Origin of the sequence: Agarivorans sp. DSG3-1 (assembly GCF_046774965.1) — a bacterium.
Lineage (GTDB): Bacteria > Pseudomonadota > Gammaproteobacteria > Enterobacterales > Celerinatantimonadaceae > Agarivorans.
The window spans coordinates 1,786,883-1,807,551 of record NZ_CP177241.1 but is presented as its reverse complement, the minus strand read 5'-3'; the positions used below and the strand labels follow the sequence as shown (position 1 = coordinate 1,807,551).

Genomic DNA, 20,669 nt, shown 5'->3' with positions numbered 1-20,669 from the left:
ATTTCGGCTGTTATTAGCAGCTTATTGCACTCGCTGTAGCTGACGCAACCCACTACGCGTATCATTAACCAAAGTCCTTTGAGAACTTGAACTTTGGTAGTCATCGCTTTGCCTAACAACTGATACTTTGGTACTTTGAGCCATGCTTATATCTCCTTAATTGGGCATTAACTGTCCGGTTCGATTTTCAGCTTTAACTTTCCACTTAAAAACCTAAGGTAACGGCCCCTCTCGTTTGTTTACTAACTGCAATACACACAGTAAGGCTAAACCCACAAATCCGATAAACAAAACTTCTTGCTGTAGTTCATTCCATAACTCATCACAGCCTAACCATGCAATAAACATCGCCACCAATACTAACCACATGACAATGTAAACACTAAAGTAACGCTCTATCACGCCACACATTACGCAGGACTCCGAGCGCAACACCGTAATAAACACCATGAATAGCAAATAGACCATAAAAGCTGGACGATAAATTTCTCGGCCAGTACATACATACTTACAAATATCTACGCCGGTACTTTGTTGCGCCTCTAACACCAATGTGCGGGCAAATGGTGTAGTGGTATCTTCATGAACAGACTGATAAATAAGCGCTTGAATCTCACTACTATGCGCTTTGGCTAAAGGCCAGTACGCATTGCCTCCCAATACATACTTTCCAAAGTACACCGCTTGTTTAAATGGCGCGCTGTAGGGTTTAGTGCTTGGGTCTGAGTTTAGTTCCTCTTGATACAATATAGCAGGGCTTACTACAGGAAGTGTTTTAATCAATAAATTGCCTTTAGTTTGTCCGTGAAATGCTTTGTCGTAACTGTTGAACAGGCGATTACTGTCTTCTGCGGCATTTCCCGATACAGTAACCATAATAAATTTCAGTGGAATATCTCCATTTGGGCAGCGCTCAAATTGGCCACTACCTGCCTCTATAGAAGGGCATACATCAAGAGTGTTCCAAAAATGGGGCAAATAGCCTTCTACGCAATCACTGTCAATGAGGCAAGCGGCTAAATCGAGAGTTAGACTTAGTTCTACCTTCTTAGCCAAACCTGTATTTGCACGGGTGAGCGTTAACAGCGTACTAATATACTGGTTAATGGCCTCAGCATCTTGCTCAGCAAGATTTCCCCATGATTCACTGGTCTGAACATGCGGGTATAGGTCTTCGAACAGTATATTTAGACCATCTACATCGCTACTAATACTGACCAATTTATCCCACAACGTGGTATTCGAGCTTTCTAGCCAATACTGCTTCACAGAATCCATTTGTTTTTGCAGGGTTGTGGCCTTGGCCATGCGCCATTGCTTAAAGTTAAGTAATACATCCACTTCGGTATTATGCCTATGCGCTTCACGAATAAAGCTGCGACTAATCTCTTGCCACCCGTTAAACGTGCCACTACCATCTTCCTCAATCACCACTCGGTCGAAGGCAATGCGTGACATATCGCTGTAGGGAAGATCGATAATTGGTGGTAGCACTAAGGCGTCATCGGCTACTTCTTTTTCTTTTGTGGGTTCTACAAGTAAACGGCTAGCGGGGAAATAAGCATAACGGTGAGTTTCAAAATACTCTTCGTGCACGCAACCACAATCAGAATAAAATAATGGAATCTCTGGTAGCACTGCGGGAAAGTCTCGCCCTGTTTGGCTCTGTAAGCTGGTTAATTGTTGGTCATTAAAGTCCGTATTAGCACTTTTTAGCTGGGCGATTAAACCGCCAAAAGTAGCAAAATAATTGTCTTGTTCATCTAATGTGCTTAGCGCTGATGCTGGGTAGTTTTCAGGGGCAATGCAGTGGGTTTGTGGCTCACCGTCTTTACAAGCAACAAACTGATAATAGTCACTACTCACATTGTCGGGCTGAGTGGGTGAAGGAGAAATGCACATAGCTAAAAACTGTTGAAATGTTTTATCACCCCATACTTTGTAATCAGTCATTAGCAATTTTTGGCACTGTGTTGATAATGTTTGAAACGATCCCGACAGATACAGCGTATTAATCACATCGCTCTGTTGCTCTACCGGCAAATGTTCACAGTATCTAGCTAACCAATTCTTAGTGACTCCTTCGCCAATACCATCACTTAAATATTTAAAGTCTTGTTTTGCTTGCTTGTTATCAGAATAGCGATGGTGTTCCAAATACAAGCCCACTTGAATCAACATAGTTTGCCATTTACTTAGTTTAGTAGCTGAAGCCGTGGCCTTCTTACAACTTAGTATCGGCTGTTGGGTATCTAAAGAGGCAACCTCGTTGATACTGCTCAGCTTATTGGTATCAACAGCACTAGCACTGTTGGTATCACCTGTTAACTTGGCAATATTGCCACTAGATTCGATAAGGATAGAGTTATCTAATGTTGAACCATCCCCTTGGTTTTCTGTTTTAGCGTTGCCACTAGACTTACTGTTGTTTGGTGGTTGATTTGCTGTTTCACCATCTTCCGCTTTGTTTATTAGTATTGGCTGACCATTATTGTTACTAACGGTAATAGTTAAAGTGACGGAATTATCCCTGTTTTGTTTTGCCAATGGCACTGCACTGTCTGTTACAGTCGTATCTGCTTGACTAGAGGCATCACCAGCGATCCCTGCTGGCTCGCTGAGTGTAGTCTGTGCAGCAATGGCAGGTGTAGCAGCATTTTCTGAAGCTTGTTCAGCTAAGGCACTATAGCTGTAGCAGCCGGTAAATAAACCAACCATTACCACGCTAAAGGTGATTACTTTAAGTTTATTCATTAAATAGATTTCCCTTCTTTACGCATTTCTCGCTGCGCACTTTCATGTATATCTTCGCTAGATAACTGGGTTCGTCCTTGCCTAATTGCCAGTAAAGCGCTGTTTCTAACTACGTTGGTCATCGCCCCTCCCGACAGTTGATAGGAATCGGCCAACTCAGGTAAGTCAAACTCGCGCTGTTGGCAATTTTGTTCGCCGAGCATGTTTTGCCAAAGAGTTTGACGTAGTTTGGCGTCCGGCATAGGGAAATAAATAGCCGCTTGAAAACGACGAATAAAAGCAATGTCTATATTGTCTTTAATGTTGGAGGCTAGAATCACCACCCCTGGGAAATCCTCGATTCGTTGCAGCAAATAAGCCACTTCTTGGTTCGCATGACGATCATTAGAGGATTGTGTTTGGGTACGTGCGCCAAATAAGGCATCGGCCTCATCAAAAAAGAGGATCCAATTTTTTGATTCCGCTTGGTCAAATACGCCCGCTAAGTTTTTCTCGGTTTCGCCAATGTATTTTGATACTAAAGCTGACAAGTCGACTCGATATACATCCATGTCACAATGCTTACCCACTAAGGCAGCAGTGAGTGATTTACCGGTACCCGGAGGGCCGTATAGTAAAGCCCGAAATCCAGGCTTCAAATTTTTAGCTATATCCATTTGCATGATTTGCCGCTGATGGCTAATCCAACTAAGCAATTGGTTAAGTTCTTCCATTACGCGCGAAGGTAATACTAAATCTTGCCACTCTAAGGGTGTAGTTAAGCGCTTGGCGGGAAATGCACTACTATAATGCGGTTTATGCAACATCCCGGTCGTAAAAGCAGTGAGGTATTCGCCACTTAAGCGCAAAGCTGCCGCAGTAAACGGCTCATCTTGGTGCTCACTATTAAGGGATATAACGCGATACTTTACTAAAGGGGATTCGTCATCAAATTCGGCTAATGCGCTAAAGCGACGGACTAGATCGCCACCAGCAACAACAAACAAAAAAGTTTCTATTGTAGGTAAAAAACCCGAATGAGATTTACCATTCCACCCGCCAAATTCAGGGTAACGCTTATCTAACTGCTGATTTTTAATGTAAAACAAGTCTAAAGCTTCAGGTTTAATATGCGGCAGCATCGCCAATATCAAGGCCAACCGCTGCCACTGGTTAAACTGATTTTGCAACACAAATTGCGCATATAGGGATTGGCTTTCACTTAAGTCTGGCGCCGCTAAGTCACTAATATCCAAGGCGTGATCCTTTTCAAAATAATGCAGCATTCGCGCTTCTAATACGGCGGTAAACCATGCCACCTCAGCACCCAGTACCACTGCGTTTAATTGGCTAATCGCTTGAGATTGCTCCGCTGTTGCTAAATATTGCTGTGCAATTTGTTGAATTTGAATCAAGCTCTTATCCTTTTGCTAATCATGCCAGTTAACCTGAATAGCAGATTTCATCCATGAGAATTTAACCATGCCATAACCCCAAGGCAGTTTATCCAGCAGCATGTCGTAGGGTTTAACCTCTACCTGTAACTGCCATAATTCCTCTTGGCGAGACAACACTCCGTTGCGTAACAAAAAACTATCGCGCAACCCCATTACGCTGGTTTTACCTAATGCACTCCATTGGCGAACAGCTTCGTTTAATAAACTTTCTAGCAAGGGTTTATGCTCCTCACTGGCTGGAGAGCATACGACAGGAGAAGCAATCCCCATTCCGCAAATGAGTTTATTTAAACTCAAATCAGTATCGCTATAGTCGTCAATACCAAGCAGATGCTGCAGCACATTTACCGCCAATTGCTGGCTAAGCGGACTAACAAATTGTTGCTTTTCCACTAAATGCAAACGCTCGAACAACATGGGTATAAATGGGGCCAATAACACTAAACCGGCATTGCTTAGCACCGCTTGTTGTATCGGTTCTGGTTCGCTTTTGGCCACAGGTTCTAGCGGGTCACTCTGAATGAGGGTGGCATCCACATCGGTAATTTTATCAGTACTCGCGGCAGTCAATTGTTGCTCCACGACCTCATACAATGCTTGTTCAATATCTGCTGTGGTATGAGAAGGGATAACTGGAGCGTTATGATTAGATTGGCAGACATATTCGGCCAACCGCAAACCTTTGACCAACTCAGCCCGTGAGTCAGATACTCGCAGGTAAGTTTGATGACTTAACTGTGCCAATGCAGCTAAATAACAGGCCATAAATCGCGGCAGAGTAAAGCTAAAACCAGCCACTAAAAAGTACTGACTTAAACAACGCACAGCGACCACATCACTTAAATTTACCGACATCCACCCAAAGTGATTTTGCACAAAAGATAAGCGCTGAATACACGCCATCGCGACATTTACATCACTCGAAGTAATGTCACTTAACAAACTGGGCAGCAACGATAAAGGCATTGCCTGACAAAACAGTTCAAGGTGCTCAGCAGACTCTAAAGCTTTGGCAAATTGCTGTTTAAATCCTGGTTGGCTAAGTGCTTGATGGTATTCCTTGATAAATCGAGAGGGGCTACTCTCAAGGGTTTTCAGGAGCGAGCTTATTAACATTGGTTCAGCAGTATCAATTGCCACAATTGGCGTTCTATCAAACTGCTTTAGCATAGACCTAAGCTGATTGGGTACTTTCTCTAAACGATGGATGTCGGTGGCTGAATCACTAGGACAAATATCAAATACAGCCTGTTGTATAGCCCCCATTTCTAGATGGCTTAACTCATTAGCCAAACCACGCGCTAACAAATGTTGCTGCTTAGCGGTTGTTAACCCTGCGTTATTTAGTATTGCCAACAAGCCCAACTGAACATTTGGTTTATCTAAGTCTCGAATATGATTTGCAGACCGCACTAAGCGGTGGATCTGTTGATAAGCGAGTATTGGTGAACTCTCGTCGAGCAGCGCAAGAACATCTAAACCTTTAGTCGTTAACTCACCTTGTTGTATTGCTTCGCTAAAAGCTTTGCTAAGTTGTTGCTGGATCTGTAACTGGTGCGGTGACTCACTATAGATTACACAGGCTTTGGGCTTTGTGACTCGCGCTTCATTAATGCCAGCAGCTTTACGCCATGCTTGCTGGCGACTAACCCCACACTGCTGGTATAGGCCTTCAATTACGGCTTGCCAATTACTGTACTTTTTCAAGCTTAAGTTTTGCAGTAACTCGTCCATTAACTGCGGAGTAGAATAAGCACCACTATTAAGGCTAGCCAGTAGTTTTTGCCAAGGTAAAGCTGATTCCCCATTGCTTGCCAGTGACGGCAACTTAAGAATGGTTTCAAGCTCATCCTGTGGCCAATACACCCTACTAAGCAACTGAAGTAAGTTTGGAATCGTATAGCGATTTAGTAACTGTTTCCGCCAACGGGCATAGTGGCAATAAGCACCAAAACTTTGTTTTGCTAAAAGATTAAAGCGCCCACTTAAGCGACTTACTAATTCCAACGGTAACGCTGAGTATTGTTGAGTGAATATACCATCGATTAACCCTAACCTTGGCAGTGGCAGTAGAGCACTAACTTGACTGCTTTTAGCCAAATTAATCTGCGGGGCCAGCGGATTAATCGGGCCAAGCAAATCGGTACTGCCAACAATGTTTGCTTTAGTCCAACGCGGAACAGAAGGGCCAGCACGCCGATTTTTAATCAATGTAAGCAACGCAACGGCATCGCAGCGTGCCGTTGCCCAATGCTTAAGCGCATTAAAATCAGCGCTTAATTGTTCTGGCCTTAAACCCAAACCCGCAGACAGAGCACTTAACATTAAAGCTTGGCATTGCGCCTCACTAGGAACGGATCTAGGTTGGTCATTGAACAATAGATACAACAAAGTGGTTTTACGTAGTTGCTGCAGGTAATTCGCGTTACCCGCAAAAAAACTCAGTTCATCAACCAATGCATTTGCGCTATGGCTAAAACTCGTGAGCTGCACCCCGCCCACAATAGAGACTAATAAGTCGACCTGAGGGTTGCTTAGCTGACTTGCAAGCTTGAACAATAAACTCCCTTCAGGATTAACACTACTTAGTACAACTTGAAGTTCGGATCGTGCTTGTATACTTAACGCTTTACACCATTGTTCAAGTGATTGGCTTTGTTTTACGGTTAACTCAAATGAAAAACTATCCATTGGCAAAGCACTAAGTGACATCGGAACTTTTTCATCCCGCCGCTCTTTTCCCCAATTGTACAAGCTAGGGCAAATAATTTGGCCAAAAGGTGCAGCAGTATGTCCGAACTGCGCATACAACTGAGCAACAGACAAAGGCAACATTGCGCTAAGCAACTCGATAAAACCATGCCTTAGCGCTAGGAAACTCAAATTACTCTGATTAAGTGACTGATATAACAAATAAACACGGCTGGTAGTTTCAAGAGTATGAGGAGATTTAAGCAAGCTTCCCAAATTAGCCTTAGCACACTGATTTAGCAACGAGCTAAACGCAGCATGATTAAGCTCTGACATACAGCCACCAAACAAGGCTAATACGTCGGTTAACTGATCATAGGTAAGCGCTGCGACAACGCGTTCGCATAGGCGTACATGGTTACTACTTTGTTGAGCGAGTAATGCGAGCAATTCTTGCTGCTGGGCACTTAACCCAACCACTTGCTTCACGATGGTTTGAGCCTTACTCGCGCTGCCCTTATAAGTTAAAACTAGCGACTGCAATACTGGATTGAGCTTGTCATTAAAGCGTTGAACCAATAGCGCATGAGTCGATAAACCTGGACATTGAGCAAAGTTCAACCATTGAAGCTCAGATTTCCCCCCACGTAATAGCCGATTAAGCGCTATCTGTAAGATCGGCGGTTTAGCTCGGCTCAACTCCTGTAAACACCGTTTAATCGTCTCATCAGGTAATACTGATAATTGAGCTGCATAGCTAAAACAATGAGAAAACAAGCTATGCGCTAGCCCCTCTGGCAACAGCGACAGGCTATAGCCTGCTTGTAAAGCATTGGACAAACGCCAATACAAACGCGCAATTTGTACCTCATTGGCATGATTTAACCAATGCTCTAGTTCAGCTGTTTGGGTGACAGCCCTCTCGCCCAGGAAAGCTTGCTCAAGGTTATCGCAAAGCAAGTTAAATTGAGGAGCAAGCTCAATGTTATTGTTAGGAGTCTGGTAATCACTGGCACTTGGTAATAACCCTTTAGCCTCAATTTTAAGAGTTTGAACAATGCTAAGTAAACGGGGGTCCTTACTGGTCTGTTCGATGATCTCAGCAAAATCGAGAATCACTTGATGAAGATCTAATTGCTTAGTTTTTGCCTGATGCTGGGCAAGATAACGCAAGTAACTGGTTTGATTATGTAAACTTCCGCGGTCAACTAACTGATAGCTCAAGGTTAACTGCCAAAAATCGCCACGACTTAATCCTTTAACAGCGTCGTTATTGGCCCTACCGTTAACTACTTTACTTGCACTAAGCTTGCCAGCCTCAAGCTTTGGTCTTGCTTGCGCCTCACCTCTAACCAATCCCCGCAAGCAAGCTTTAACTAAAGCGCTATGCTCGTGATTATGACCCGCGGTTAAACTTAATAACTGCTCATCACTTAAGGCTATAACTAAACAGCTGATCTGCTGAGGCTTAAGTGTTAACTGACTTAAAAAAACCAACAACTGCTCATAAGGCACTTGATAAATATCTTGCCACAACTGGCCCAGCTTGCGGCTGTCTAACCCTGTAAAGGCTTCACTCAATTCTTGAAGCCAATAGTGCAAGCTAAAACTGGCTGCGGGCTGAAATGGTTGGCACAGCGTGACAAAGTTACTCAATTCGCTGGTGTCGCTTGGTAGTGCGCTTAGGTTAGCGTCTAATTGGCTAAAAAGTTGATAAATGGCTGTGAGTTTGCCACTTAAAGCATATGCACTTAAGGCTGCTTGCCAATGTATGGTGAGCTGAAATGGCTGGTAGCGTGATGACTTAAGCAAGCCTTGCCATAACTTTTCTAAGGGAGCATAACGAGAATGACCCAACTTATTTAGCGTAATGTTCTCATTCAGCAATACCTGCCAATTAGCTGCGCTTAAATTAGCCGCCAATTTAAGCAGAATGGTAATTAACGCCTCGTGAGTTAATTTTTCTAAGCATTGGCTAATGAGGTGCGGATTCTCTGCTACTAAGCTATTTATGGTCTGTTTGGCACTGATTAGTAAGGCTAGCTGATGACTATTTCCCGCGCATACTTGCTGTCCAAACCATACCAAAAGTTCGCTTACGTCAGCGGCTATAGGAGCGGTCTTAACATCTCGCTCAAGATGTTCAAGCTGCAGCTGAGCTTGATTAAATCTCCCTTGCTCAGCTTGAATAAAAGGCGCTAGTGCTTCAGGGAGATTTTGGTTTAACGCGCTAAGTAAGGCTTGCTGGTAATTGTTGCCCTCTACTCGGCCTAAATCCACCTCTAAGCACTCAATACTAATATCTGCCTGGCTAAACATCTGCGTTAGCAAACTATCTAGCTGCGGCAACAACTGCTGCTGAATACATTGCTGCATACTGAGCTCCCAAGCTGCAATATTATGCTCAGAACTAAACCGGGTAGCAAAAACAGCGTGCTGAATAACAGTTTTATTCATGGCTTCCGCCCTGCCAATCGGCGGAGATAAACTCGCTTAAAATACTGATAACGGCAGCTGCACGCTTAGCAGTAGCGTCGGCTTTCGGGCCATCATTTCTATAGGCAAACAGCCAGTGAATATAGGCTTGCTCGAAGCGATACATTTTGCCAATGTCGAGCCATAAAATATGAGGGTATATATGGGCAGGTACTAACTCACGTAATTGTTGTTCCGCATACTCACAAAAATGAAGATCTTGAGTTCGTGCAGTCCAGTTAGGCAGCACTAAAGATATTTGGGCACCAAGCAAACTCTGCTCTAGTTGGCTTAGCTTTTGGGAGCTTAAGCTGCGAGCCAATAGTTCGTGCTCTAAAACATGTAGCCCCTCACTTTGTAAGCTCAGCTGCACAAAATAGCTTCGCAAACACTTGGCGGCTTGTTTCGCGGTGACTAAATCGGCAAAGCTTTCTAATAAGTAATATTTTTGCCATGTTTTATGATGAAATACTACTGCAAACTGGCTTTGCTCTGACGCTGAGTCTACATGCTGATTAGCCACTTGTTCGAATTGATGGAATTCATCGACCGCTGCACGTTCGTTATCGGTAAACGGTTTAATGTCTTCCCGCCGACACTCTCCCACCAGAATAGCCTGCTCACCTAACATTAACGCCACTGCGCTCTCTGGGATTTGTAGTCGACCATCTATTATTAGGGCGCCAAAATAGTGATTAAACTGAGTAAAACTAACCGATTCGCTAGAGTGTTGATTCAAGGGACTAAAGTTCGTTAAATCAACGTTTTCAGATAAGGGGTTACCCAAACAGTAGCTGGCTAACGAAGGGGATTCATCATAAATCCCGCTTTGTTCGCTATTGCCATTAGCAGGCATCAACTCTAGGTGGTTTCTAAACACTCCAAAGCTTAATGACCGAAGACCAAGGTAGTCAAAACCCAATAACAAACTGGCTTTTAATTGCACCCCGCTAATCTGGCCTGCACCTAATGTGGTTGCACATAAATCGGTAGCTTTTAAACGATGTTTATTTACGTTAACGATATGGCGCAGCATTCGACGCTGCATATTTAGGTGGCATAAAGGAGCATCTTGCGCGGTATGGTAATACAGATAATCAAATGCAACGCGCGGCTTGAGCTGCTCACCATACAAAGCTAATAGGTAGTCCAATATACGGCTACGCTGAGTAATGCTAACTCGCCCAATGACCGCCTGCTGTTTTACGAAATCAGTATATTTGTCATCTAGTAAAGGCGCTAGATGGTCTATGTCCCTGAGTAAATCTTTATCAAAGCAGGCAAGGGTTTGCTTAAAGTTATTCGGTGCAAATAGGTATTTAATGTCATTTAGCAGGCTAAGCTTACTCGTTAATACGTACTCAAATAAGGCTAAATAGCCCTTTAATTGCAAAGCTGTAGCTCGCCCCTTGGTATCTTTAGCAGGAGGAAAACTTTTCACTCCCACACGAAAATTAGCCGGTAACCACTGACTTAAGCTTACGTATTCATTCAATTTTTTGTGACTACAGCTAAATTTTTTAGCCGGTATTTCTTTCTTATCTATGAGCCTCTGCTCACTTTGATATTTGGTTAATCGCTCTTGATAACATAAAGCGAATTCTTCGAAATCGACACTTAACTCTCGACCTTGGTAATGTAAGCTAATGGCTATTTCTTGAGCGGTTTGCGGCAAACGGATACGAACAGTTTCACTAAAACTATGTTGCTCCATGGTGCTACAACGCGATCCTTGCTTGTCGATTAAACTTAATGCGCTACTCGTAAGGACACCGGGAATGCTTTCAACTATTTGGTACAAATCACTTAATGGTACGGTGATGCTACCATCTTCATTTTGGCTATCGTGCTCCGTTAAATCACCACAACAGCGAAAGTATATTTCAGCTAATAATTCCGCAGGGCTTAATTCACTGATTAATTCAACAACTGCGCTTAACTGATAAAACTGGTTTTCACAGATTTCTATCGCATCTAAGTCTTGATTAAGACAACGATTTTTTGCATATAGCACTTGTATTTGGCTGCGAGTCTGTTCTATTAAGGCTTCGCTAATCTTATTGCTAAGGTCTGGCCGAATACTGATATACAGGGTTAGCTTAAGGTAGTTTAACGATGAGTCGTTTTGGCTTACAACCAATACATCTTCAAGGCTGTCAATTTCGTTTAGCAACAATTGGCGTAAATCGTTTCCATTATTTGGATGAATTTTGCTTACGGTTGCATGGTCAAATAAATTGTATTGGTTATAGTCCTGCTCTGCTCCACTGTCATTTAAGTAGCTTTGTGGTGAAAAGCTCGCCCGATAACTGAGATCGCTTAAGGCAAAACAAAGATGTTCAAGTAAGGTTACACCGGGATCATGAACGTTATAGTCAGTCCAGCTGTCACCTGACAACTGCTGAACTAAGGCCAAACCTTGCGTATAGAGTTCTTTATAGTCAAGCAGCTCAGTTTGCTGCTCAATAGGCAGTATTTTTTGGCTAGAAGCGACCCCACTACCGTACTCCATTAAGCAGATTCATCCACGGCTTTACGCCGCTTACTGCCAAACATCTTGTTATCTTTCCACAAACTTTTGATGTGATACTGCAATACAACTTGGTGCTCTTGGTCACCCGTTAAGCGCACTAACTCTTGGTCACAATTACAAGCCGTTTTTGCTTGCAGAACGTACTTTTCGCCGCGAGCCAACCAACGTAGTTTTATTCTTCCTTTATCGAAACGAGTGGCAGTTTGGCTAATACCGCGACGTCCACGATAGAAGTTAGATTGGGGATCCTTTACACCAAATATAACCCGTTGTATCACCCTATATGGAAGAAAGAAAACAATGGCCACTAAGTTGTCGTACCATTTTCGTGGGTAGTAAGTATTGAGTGCAATGGCATGCACTAATCCATAGATGCCGGTACGCGCCACTCCAACCCCAGCCATCACTTCAAATCCGTTACAGCCCTCTAACTCATCGGTAATATCATGGTATTGACTATCTGCAGGGATCTCGCCTTGGAGACTGCCAATAAACCCTTTCGCTTGTGCAAAACCATTAACATCTAGAGCTTCATTGGGTGAATGAGTGTTTATTCCCAAGCGCCCCACGGGCTCTGCATTGGTGGCTTGATAGTTAACAAACGCGAGCAGTGGAGTGCTATTATCATAAGCACGTAATGCCATGGTAGAGCTATTACCTAGCTGATAGTTTAAGGTCCAATTAGGTGTAGACTCTGTCGCATTAGTAAAGAATGATAATAGGCCCTTTCCTTCGGATTGAGCGGATATCTCTAAGCCAAAATCCGGCGACTTACTGAATCCCTCATCACGCATGTTTAAGGTCGATTCAATAAAATCGTTAAAATGTGCGGAACTAGGTTTAGCCCCGTTTTGGAAATAGCGACGTAGTGTATTTCTATCTTGTCTTGCCATAGATTTGTTTACTCCAGTATTAAACTACCGCCAACATCCAAGTCGTTAATGCCAACAGGGCTAGGCGCTAGCTCTTGATTGGCCTCTACCAAAGTAATTGCATGTTGCTTCTCGGAAAGTGGTAAACACCATGGAAAGTTTGATTGAATAGTGGACCACTGTTGAGCGGCGCTATCGTGTAAACGGTAGTGTAAAGCTGATTGCTGGCTGATATGTATGAGCGACAAACCAGTTACCGAAACTACATAGGGCAAGGTTTGTATATAGGCGCTTAAAACATCATTACTAAGTTGCCAAGAAAATCCCACTACAGGCCGATAATCACGCCAAATATCGAAGTAGTTACAAATATCTTGGTTTAAGCGGCTAATGCCTCGACCATCACACATATCTCTTTGCATGCTTACCGAACAACGCACCTGGACCTTTTCAAAACGCGGGTTATGTACACTTAACTGAATACCGGGTGCACAATATTGGATTAAATAGCGTCGGATTTTCTCTAACAAATTGGCACTAATACTCGCGCCATCAACTGACGTAGTGTTAACTGACAAGTGGGGAACGACAATCAACAGTACGTGACCCGGTTGAATTTTTTTACTAGTAAAACAAGCATGAGGGAAGCACTTAGCCAAATAAATTTCAGGAAATGCTTCTAACACCATTCGCTCATAGTCCCAGGCGTTAACAGGCCGTTGCTTGTGTCGCAAAAACTCAGCACTAGCCTTAATAGTATCGCGCTTACTGTGTTTAGCCTCGGTACGATGACTTAGATGAACGATGTCTAACTGGCCCAACTCGCTAATATTGTTTTTGCTTTTTATCGGCGTGGTTAAATCAGCGTTTAAGGGCGCCTGACTATGATGATGCAAACTTATGCAATTAGTCACAATACGCTTTAAAAAAGGAAAACTACTCGCTAATTGCTTGGTGGAGACCCTTAGCCAAAACTGATCTTTGGGCAGCTCAAAAGGGTGCCGAGTCATGCCCTTGGGTAAATCTAAAGTAATCACACCCGCCATTGTTAGGTTGGCGGTATTGTCACACGCAATGCTTTTCTGCTGTAGAGTTTGCCACCCGTCTTTGGCATATGCCTCCCAAGCTATGACACCGGCTAGCTGCTCCCCTACAACTTGGCTATCATCTTGTAAATCAAAAAATAAACTAACTTGTTTAGGCGCTTGTTTAGCCTCTAAAGCTATGTATAAATATGCTTGTTTATCAAAGCGAGGTAATAAGCTACATGTACCAGCATCGTTAGCGGTAATCATCGGCCAAATCGCTCGGCCTTTAATATGGAATAATTGCTTAGCAGCTACTTTACTACTCTGACGATTATTTAAATTAACTTGCTGATGAGCACGATAAGCTACGGTAACTTTTTCTATTTTGGGTGAGATTGGCGCAGGCGGAATATCTAAATCTTGCTTATTGCGAAATGCACGACTTACATGGTTAGCTAATACCGAGCTATATCGCTGCTGAGCAAAGCCAAATTTGGGGCCACTAAGACGTAATTGATAATACCCTCCTCGCTGACGTGGAGAAGCACTATAATCAGATAAGTTGGGGCCCAGTAGTCGATTGCTGATACCTACTTCGTGTAGAGGTAAATTAACCTTTGAGTACAATACTCCGGTATGTAAATTGTAGGAAAATAGCTCCTGAGTTTGCCCTTCAACCCAGCGATTGTTTATTAACGCTGAAGCTTGTACTTTAAAGCTGCCGTTGTCGATATTTAAACCATAATCGGCATAATGTGAAGCAAACCCGCCAGCTTCACTTGGTAAACCCGCCCATTCAATATTGGCAGAAAAATAACGCGTATCTTTTAACGCTGCCTCAAAGCACCCTATAGTTATAAACGACCCCACCAGCGGCAAAGGCCCAAAGGGTAAAAAAGGCTTAGTGGCATCTATTCGACCGTATTCATTAAAGGCCACGATATCTTCGGCCTGCTCAACCTCGGTAGAAATATCTATGCAACTAAGTTGTAAGTCAGCAAACAAAGACAAACCATATAGTGATTCTAAAGTATTGAGATACGCCTTAAGCACTGGCTTATCACTAATCAACGCACCACTATGTAGTTCGTGACTTAAGGGCACAATGGCTGGAGCGGCTGCGCCTAAAGTTATCTCTAAGGCTAGCTGCCCATCACTAATTTGACTGATACACGCTAACTGGCTTAACCAGCCTGTTTCAGCACTTAAATGCACATCAAACAGTTTAAGCATGGTGTTATTTATAAACAGCTCCGACAAAAATATCCCGTAGTCGAAACCTGTTTTAGTCTTCAGCAACTTAAATACTTGCTGCTTATCACTGGCACTAAGCCAGGAACGCTCTACTAGCCAACAGTGGCAAAACAGCTTTCCAGCAGCAGCGACCACATCACTGACGTCCTCTGCCGCTTCTATAATGGCCAACAAAATGGCTTTTTTGAAACCACTAAGACTTGGCTCTAAGTTCTGCCAGCACTTAAAAAACTGACTACTAATAAGTGATGTGACAGGCACCGAAATATGCAAATTAAGGATATCCAAAGCTTTGGACACCGCTTTGAACCAGCCAACATTTGTTGTTGATTCTGAACCCTCAAGATATGCTTGAAACCTCATATCATGGAGTAAGGTATCGCGTAAGCTAAAACGTATCTCGATGCTGCGTTCTCCACTTTGCAATAGCAAATCATTGCTGGCAATCGCAAAGCCAATGGCAAGTTCCTCGGCTTTCTCGTGGCTAACATCTGGTCGCTGGCAACCAAAAAGCGGAATACTGAGTCCACCCTCACCAACCTTTAATCGAGTTTGCTTTATCGCACTATAAAAACCTAGTTGGCATTCTGGTGAAATATAGGGGTCATATTGCAGACAAAAACTTTTTACGGCGGAGACTTCAACCTTCGCTAAGGAGCACGGCCCATTTAAGCGAAAAGTTTGAGTCGCGCTATCATTAAGTAGTTCAAATTGAGCATCGTTGGCAAAAGAGTAATCTTGAACATTATCTTTAAGTTTACAATGCACTAATACTCTATGTTGTTGTGGTCTACTCAAATCAAGATTGAGTAAATCAAAATAGTAATGATCGCGGTGTTTCGCTCCATAACGGTTTAGCAGCGCTTGTAACTGCTCGCTAATGTGTAAAAATGCGATAAACAGTGCCAGCGCTGGGTCGTGTCCAGACTGTTCAATTGCACTGCTCATTTGTGGCGACATTTTATTGCGAATAAGACTTACATTGGCAATGCAACGTCGACGAATGTGCTTTAACAGTTGGGGTAAGTTAAGCCGAGCATAACTTTTAGAACTGAGCTCATGCTGATTTGGCTGCAGCCAAACCTTATCTAGATCCGCTAGCTTAGAGCTCACAGTGTGTTGTTTGCTTACCCTAAGCTCAGCCGCGACGAGCAGCAAATGATGATACTCTATAGCCAACGACTGACATACCAAATAGCGGATTTCGGCTAAGATCGTGACAGCCAAAGGATGGCGACTTCCAGCTAAACGTTGTATCCAATGATTAATGCTGAGCATAACGTCACAAATAAAATTGGCACTTACATTAATATCGCTTTGGTCATCGCTTCCGCTTGGAAAATACAAGCTTATCTCGGCTAACACCGAGAACACATCGTGAGTAAAAAGTGCCTGCCAACTGCGACGCTTTTTAAGGTCGTCACTCACTAAGTGCAGCACTGCAGCAAATTTTCCACTAGCTTGTAACGTGTCAGCAAAGCTATGGTTATCAAGTAGAGCATAATCATCTTCTAGTGCTGCTGGATAGCGTTGACTTTGAATGCTAGGTAACTGTCGATGTTGCTTAAGCGCCATAAGGATTAAGCTCCCGACGCAGATACATCGGTGGCTTCCTTAAAATAAAACGGATAGACCAAGTTAGTACGTGTATTGGTTTGGCTAATAATGTAACTCAGTACAATATCTATTTTTCCCTGGTAGTAATCGTCGATTCCAACATCGACACGCTCTAGTATGATTCTTGGTTCAAAATGTAATACAGCACGCTTGACCATATCTTGAATCGCACTAACAGTTGTTACACTTAAATTCCTAAAAACAAATTGGTGTAAAGCGCAGCCAAAATTAGGATGCATTAACCGCTCCCCAGGTTTAGTACTTAACAAAATATGCAAACTTTGGCTTATGTCTTCATCACTAGTGACTAATTGTGCCGCACCATTACGTAACGCAAACGAAGGTGGAAACGACCAACCTTGACCAAGAAAATTGGTATCACTATTTGCCATGCTAACCTCCAATAATCACGGTAGGGCACCCCAATACAATCGTTCCACCATGGGCGGTGGTATCACCCATTCTCGCTGCAGGCATCCCCGATATCATTACCGTAGCCGAACCTTTAACGATGCTGTCAGGGGGCCCTACACACAAGCACGAATCACCGACTATTGCTGCCGGTAACTTGCCAATTAATACCGTAGCAACACAAGGGCCAAGTACCGGCCCTCCAACATGAGGAATAGGCGGTAAACCCGGAGTCTGCATTGGACAGGTATGCATGTCGGTTAAGCGTGCAGCTGGAGGCATAGTGTTCCCTTCATAAATAGTTTATTAGCCATGACTGTTAATTAATCATAACCATGGCGCCTTTGACCGTAGTTTGTCCTGATGCCGATAACTCGGCACTTGCCTCGCCTTTTGCAGCGAAACCAACATTGGCTGAAGCTTGTACATTTAAGCCGCTAATGGTGGCGTCCTGGGTTGCCGCAATAGCCACTTTCCCATCTGCGGTAAGAGAAATATCACCGCTAGCTTTTAGGTTGATGTCTTTTGGCGAGGTAAGCGAAATGCCGCTGTCGTTGGTTTTAATTTCGTTATTATTTTGGTCGGTTAAGGTAATACTTTCATCATCGTCGCTAAATACCAGTTGATTACCCGCAGGCGTTTTAATCGTGATTATTTTCTTATCGTCGTCAAATTCAACGGTATGTCCGCTTTTAGTGACCAACGCTTTATACTTGTTTTCTTCATTGTCATTAACATCATAGGCGGGAGCTTGTTTACTGCTGTAAACACTGCCAATTATCACCGGGCAAGAGGGATCGTTATTGAGAAAACCTAAAATGACTTCGTCGTCGATTTCTGGAATGAAAAAACTACCGAAGCCGCTAGAAGCATAAAATTGAATAAGTCGCGCCCATACACCATGTTCTTCGGCGCCATTAATTGGAACCGAGACTTGAATGCGATTCTCCTGATTGGGGTCTTCATCGAGCTTGAGCACCTTGCCTACCGTTAACCCTTGAATAGCCGGTAACAAGGATTGGGCAGAGTGCGCCTCGCTATGTTGTTGCTCGGCAAACCAATGCGCCGCCAAGCCAAATTCAGCCGTAGTTTGCCAATCGCCACGACGAATGTCGTGACACAGCGCACTGATAAATACTTCGCCATCAAAGCGCTCACCAACGCTAGCAATTTCAATAAAATCTCCCACTACAGCTTTGGCACAACCACGATAACTTACCGCGCCGCAGGTTTTGGCCAAGGCGCTTTTTACTTGCTGCGCTTTAGCCCACGCCGCCATTGCGCCATCAGGCTGCTGAGCGACAGTTTGCATTCTATAACTGCTTAAACTCAATACCCCGGCTAAATCACTGGCCGACAAATTGTCGGTAGCGGTAACCGTTTGCGGTTCGGCGGTATCGTTAACCACGGCTTGCGTGGTTTGATCCCAACTATTAGCAGACACATTCTTAAATAGGTAACGGGCGTCAATATCAGCATCAAATTGATTAATATCTTTCCCTAGGGTTAGCGTTAATTTAGCGCTTTCACTGGTACTTGGATCTATCACAGAGATTTCGTTGTTAAGGTTTTTAATCAGCAAACCGTTGCTTTCTGCTCGTGTCACCATAAAATCCCAATCACTGCAGTTGTATTGTACTAATTCACTGTAAATCACCGTGGTACTGGCAATACTCCCACTGGTAAGCGGGCTATGTTTGCCGATTAACGAGCTAAAAATGTCAGAGTCTTTTTTGCTAATGTAGTTAGCCGAATTACGCCCTACCGTCATGGTCACAGCTTGGTCGATACACTCTACGATAAGCAGTTGGCTAGATTCATCCACTCGTAAGCCATGGCTAGTGACAATACCTTCAAACAAGCTATAACTTGTTTGCTCGTCATAATTGGCGCTTACACTGATGCTAACTCCCGGCTTAAATTCATCGCTGTTACTGATTGGAGATGTCTGTTCGGCAAGACTGCCATCTTCTATTTCGATAGTGCAACGAGACAAGCGATTAACTTGTTGATGAATCACAATTGAGCGCACGGTGCCACGACAAGTAATAGCATTCCCTTCGGATTTAATCGTGAAATCTACAACGCCGTCACTATTGTCTAAAGGGGAATCAGCCATTACTTCTCCAAGGGCGGAAATAATAATTGCATGCCAGGCTCGATATCGGCGACATGTGCGAGGTTATTGGCTTGCGCTACGGCGTGACAGTACTGCTGGTTTTTGTAAATTTTTTGGCACAACAAAGGTAAAGTATCCCCTGCCTTTACCAAAATTAGGTGGGATAAATCTGGTGAAGAGGTTTTCTTTTTCGACTCCATTTCCTGGGTTGATTTACACTCAACAAAGGAGAGGTTAAATTTTGTTCGTAATGGCGTTCCATCAGGGTGAAACAACACGTGTTCGTAATCTAGTGACGTTAAACGACCAAAAAATATCTCTTTTCCCCATTCGATTGCTACACGATTAGGTTCGTGTTTATCCCCTTGGTAGCAATATAGCCCTTCCAGTAACTCAGCAATTTTATCAAAGATTTGAAAATCCGAGTCTTGGGCTTCTGAACCAGTAACATCGAGCACAAAGGAAAAATCTACGTTTTCTGGATTAAACCCCTCATACTCTGATTCAGTGCCAATTCGCCCTATAGTTTTATTATTTTTGTAATTTATCCCCAGCTTCTTTTTAAATGTTTGAGGATTGGTTTGCACAGTGAAAAAAGGTTCTCCAGAGGCTTTGTCCAATTTTCCATCACTTAAGTTAACCACGCTAAATGACAGTCGGGCTTTCTCTCCACTCACTATATCACTCAAGGATTTAGGCTTTTTCGTCGCTTCAATTCGCATTAACGCTTGATTAAGTTGTTGGGTGGCTTTCAATCTAATCGATTCATAATCTTCCATAATTAACGCTCACTTTGCTTCTTAATTTGCTGAGCAATAGCACGGTCACAATAACGTTGCGTTTGCGTCAATATGTCATCTTGTAGTTGTTGTTTTTGCTTTTCATCCCAGCTGGTAGAACGAAGTTCATCCCTTCCTTCACTAAAGGTTTCTAGCTTATCGGGACTGTTATCGATACTAGATTTAATCACTAACTGTTTTATTTCGATTGCCATAACTAAACTATCCTGGTTAAGCCAGAGTATTTCAGCTCAATGGTTTCTAGAGCTACTTCATTTTTAGTGGAGTTAAACGCATCGATTTTCCATGCAACTGGCAGCGCATTATTGAACATCCAAACCCGAAGCGGATCTCTATCACCGTTCATTAACATTACAATTAGCGGCATAGAAATAGTTTGCACTCGGTAGTCAAGATCAAAAACACTTTGGCACCACATGACTAACGGAGATGTTATAGGGGCGAGCCCTCGTTTAAGCACTAAGTTAGGGTGTTTAACTTGCCCCAAGGTATAGTTGACAGTATTAAAACCACCTTCGTTTTGATCTTCTACACTCACACTTGCCTCTATACCCGATACTTCCTGAAAAGAGGTATCAGTTAAACCCAATGAGCAACCGAGAATCACTTTAAAATTGAACGCCGACGGCGGATAGTCGCCCATCCATAACGCATCTTTTAAACTCGACCCAATGCTCAT

General features: G+C 43.3%; 12 protein-coding genes. All 12 read right to left on the bottom strand.

What is annotated here, in order from left to right; translation table 11 throughout:
- Window positions 1-213 precede the first annotated feature (213 nt).
- From ACLD71_RS08525 to ACLD71_RS08470, 12 genes are read right to left on the bottom strand one after another with little or no spacing between them, the layout of a single operon-like run.
- On the bottom strand, window positions 214-2,754 hold the full coding sequence (locus tag ACLD71_RS08525; RefSeq protein WP_411994189.1) for a hypothetical protein: 2,541 nt from the start codon (window positions 2,752-2,754) through the stop codon (window positions 214-216).
- Window positions 2,754-4,148, bottom strand: coding sequence for an ATP-binding protein (locus ACLD71_RS08520; RefSeq protein ID WP_411994187.1), 1,395 nt, complete (start codon window positions 4,146-4,148; stop codon window positions 2,754-2,756). Before ACLD71_RS08520 ends, ACLD71_RS08525 begins: the two co-directional genes overlap by 1 nt.
- A gap of 15 nt (window positions 4,149-4,163) precedes the next feature.
- Complete coding sequence (locus tag ACLD71_RS08515; protein ID WP_411994185.1) at window positions 4,164-9,338, bottom strand: contractile injection system tape measure protein; 5,175 nt, start codon at window positions 9,336-9,338, stop codon at window positions 4,164-4,166.
- Window positions 9,331-11,868, bottom strand: a complete 2,538-nt coding sequence (locus tag ACLD71_RS08510) for a hypothetical protein (RefSeq protein WP_411994183.1) — start codon at window positions 11,866-11,868, stop codon at window positions 9,331-9,333. The genes ACLD71_RS08515 and ACLD71_RS08510 overlap by 8 nt, the downstream gene beginning before the upstream one ends.
- Window positions 11,868-12,782, bottom strand: coding sequence for a hypothetical protein (locus ACLD71_RS08505; RefSeq protein WP_411994181.1), 915 nt, complete (start codon window positions 12,780-12,782; stop codon window positions 11,868-11,870). Before ACLD71_RS08505 ends, ACLD71_RS08510 begins: the two co-directional genes overlap by 1 nt.
- Window positions 12,783-12,790: 8 nt before the next feature.
- A complete protein-coding gene (locus ACLD71_RS08500) occupies window positions 12,791-16,618 on the bottom strand; it encodes a hypothetical protein (protein WP_411994179.1) in 3,828 nt (1,275 codons plus the stop codon).
- A 5-nt stretch (window positions 16,619-16,623) separates the two neighbouring features.
- The gene (locus ACLD71_RS08495) at window positions 16,624-17,052 is read right to left on the bottom strand and encodes a GPW/gp25 family protein (RefSeq protein WP_411994178.1); all 429 of its coding nucleotides are present in this window, start codon (window positions 17,050-17,052) and stop codon (window positions 16,624-16,626) included.
- Window position 17,053: 1 nt separating this feature from the next.
- Complete coding sequence (locus ACLD71_RS08490; RefSeq protein WP_411994177.1) at window positions 17,054-17,353, bottom strand: PAAR domain-containing protein; 300 nt, start codon at window positions 17,351-17,353, stop codon at window positions 17,054-17,056.
- Window positions 17,354-17,390: 37 nt separating this feature from the next.
- Window positions 17,391-19,190, bottom strand: coding sequence for a type VI secretion system tip protein VgrG (gene vgrG, locus ACLD71_RS08485; RefSeq protein ID WP_411994175.1), 1,800 nt, complete (start codon window positions 19,188-19,190; stop codon window positions 17,391-17,393).
- Complete coding sequence (locus ACLD71_RS08480) at window positions 19,190-19,969, bottom strand: CIS tube protein (protein ID WP_303553361.1); 780 nt, start codon at window positions 19,967-19,969, stop codon at window positions 19,190-19,192. Before ACLD71_RS08480 ends, vgrG begins: the two co-directional genes overlap by 1 nt.
- Window positions 19,970-19,971: 2 nt before the next feature.
- Complete coding sequence (locus ACLD71_RS08475; protein ID WP_411994173.1) at window positions 19,972-20,184, bottom strand: DUF5908 family protein; 213 nt, start codon at window positions 20,182-20,184, stop codon at window positions 19,972-19,974.
- 2 nt (window positions 20,185-20,186) lie between these two features.
- The gene (locus tag ACLD71_RS08470; protein ID WP_303553359.1) at window positions 20,187-20,669 is read right to left on the bottom strand and encodes a phage tail protein; all 483 of its coding nucleotides are present in this window, start codon (window positions 20,667-20,669) and stop codon (window positions 20,187-20,189) included.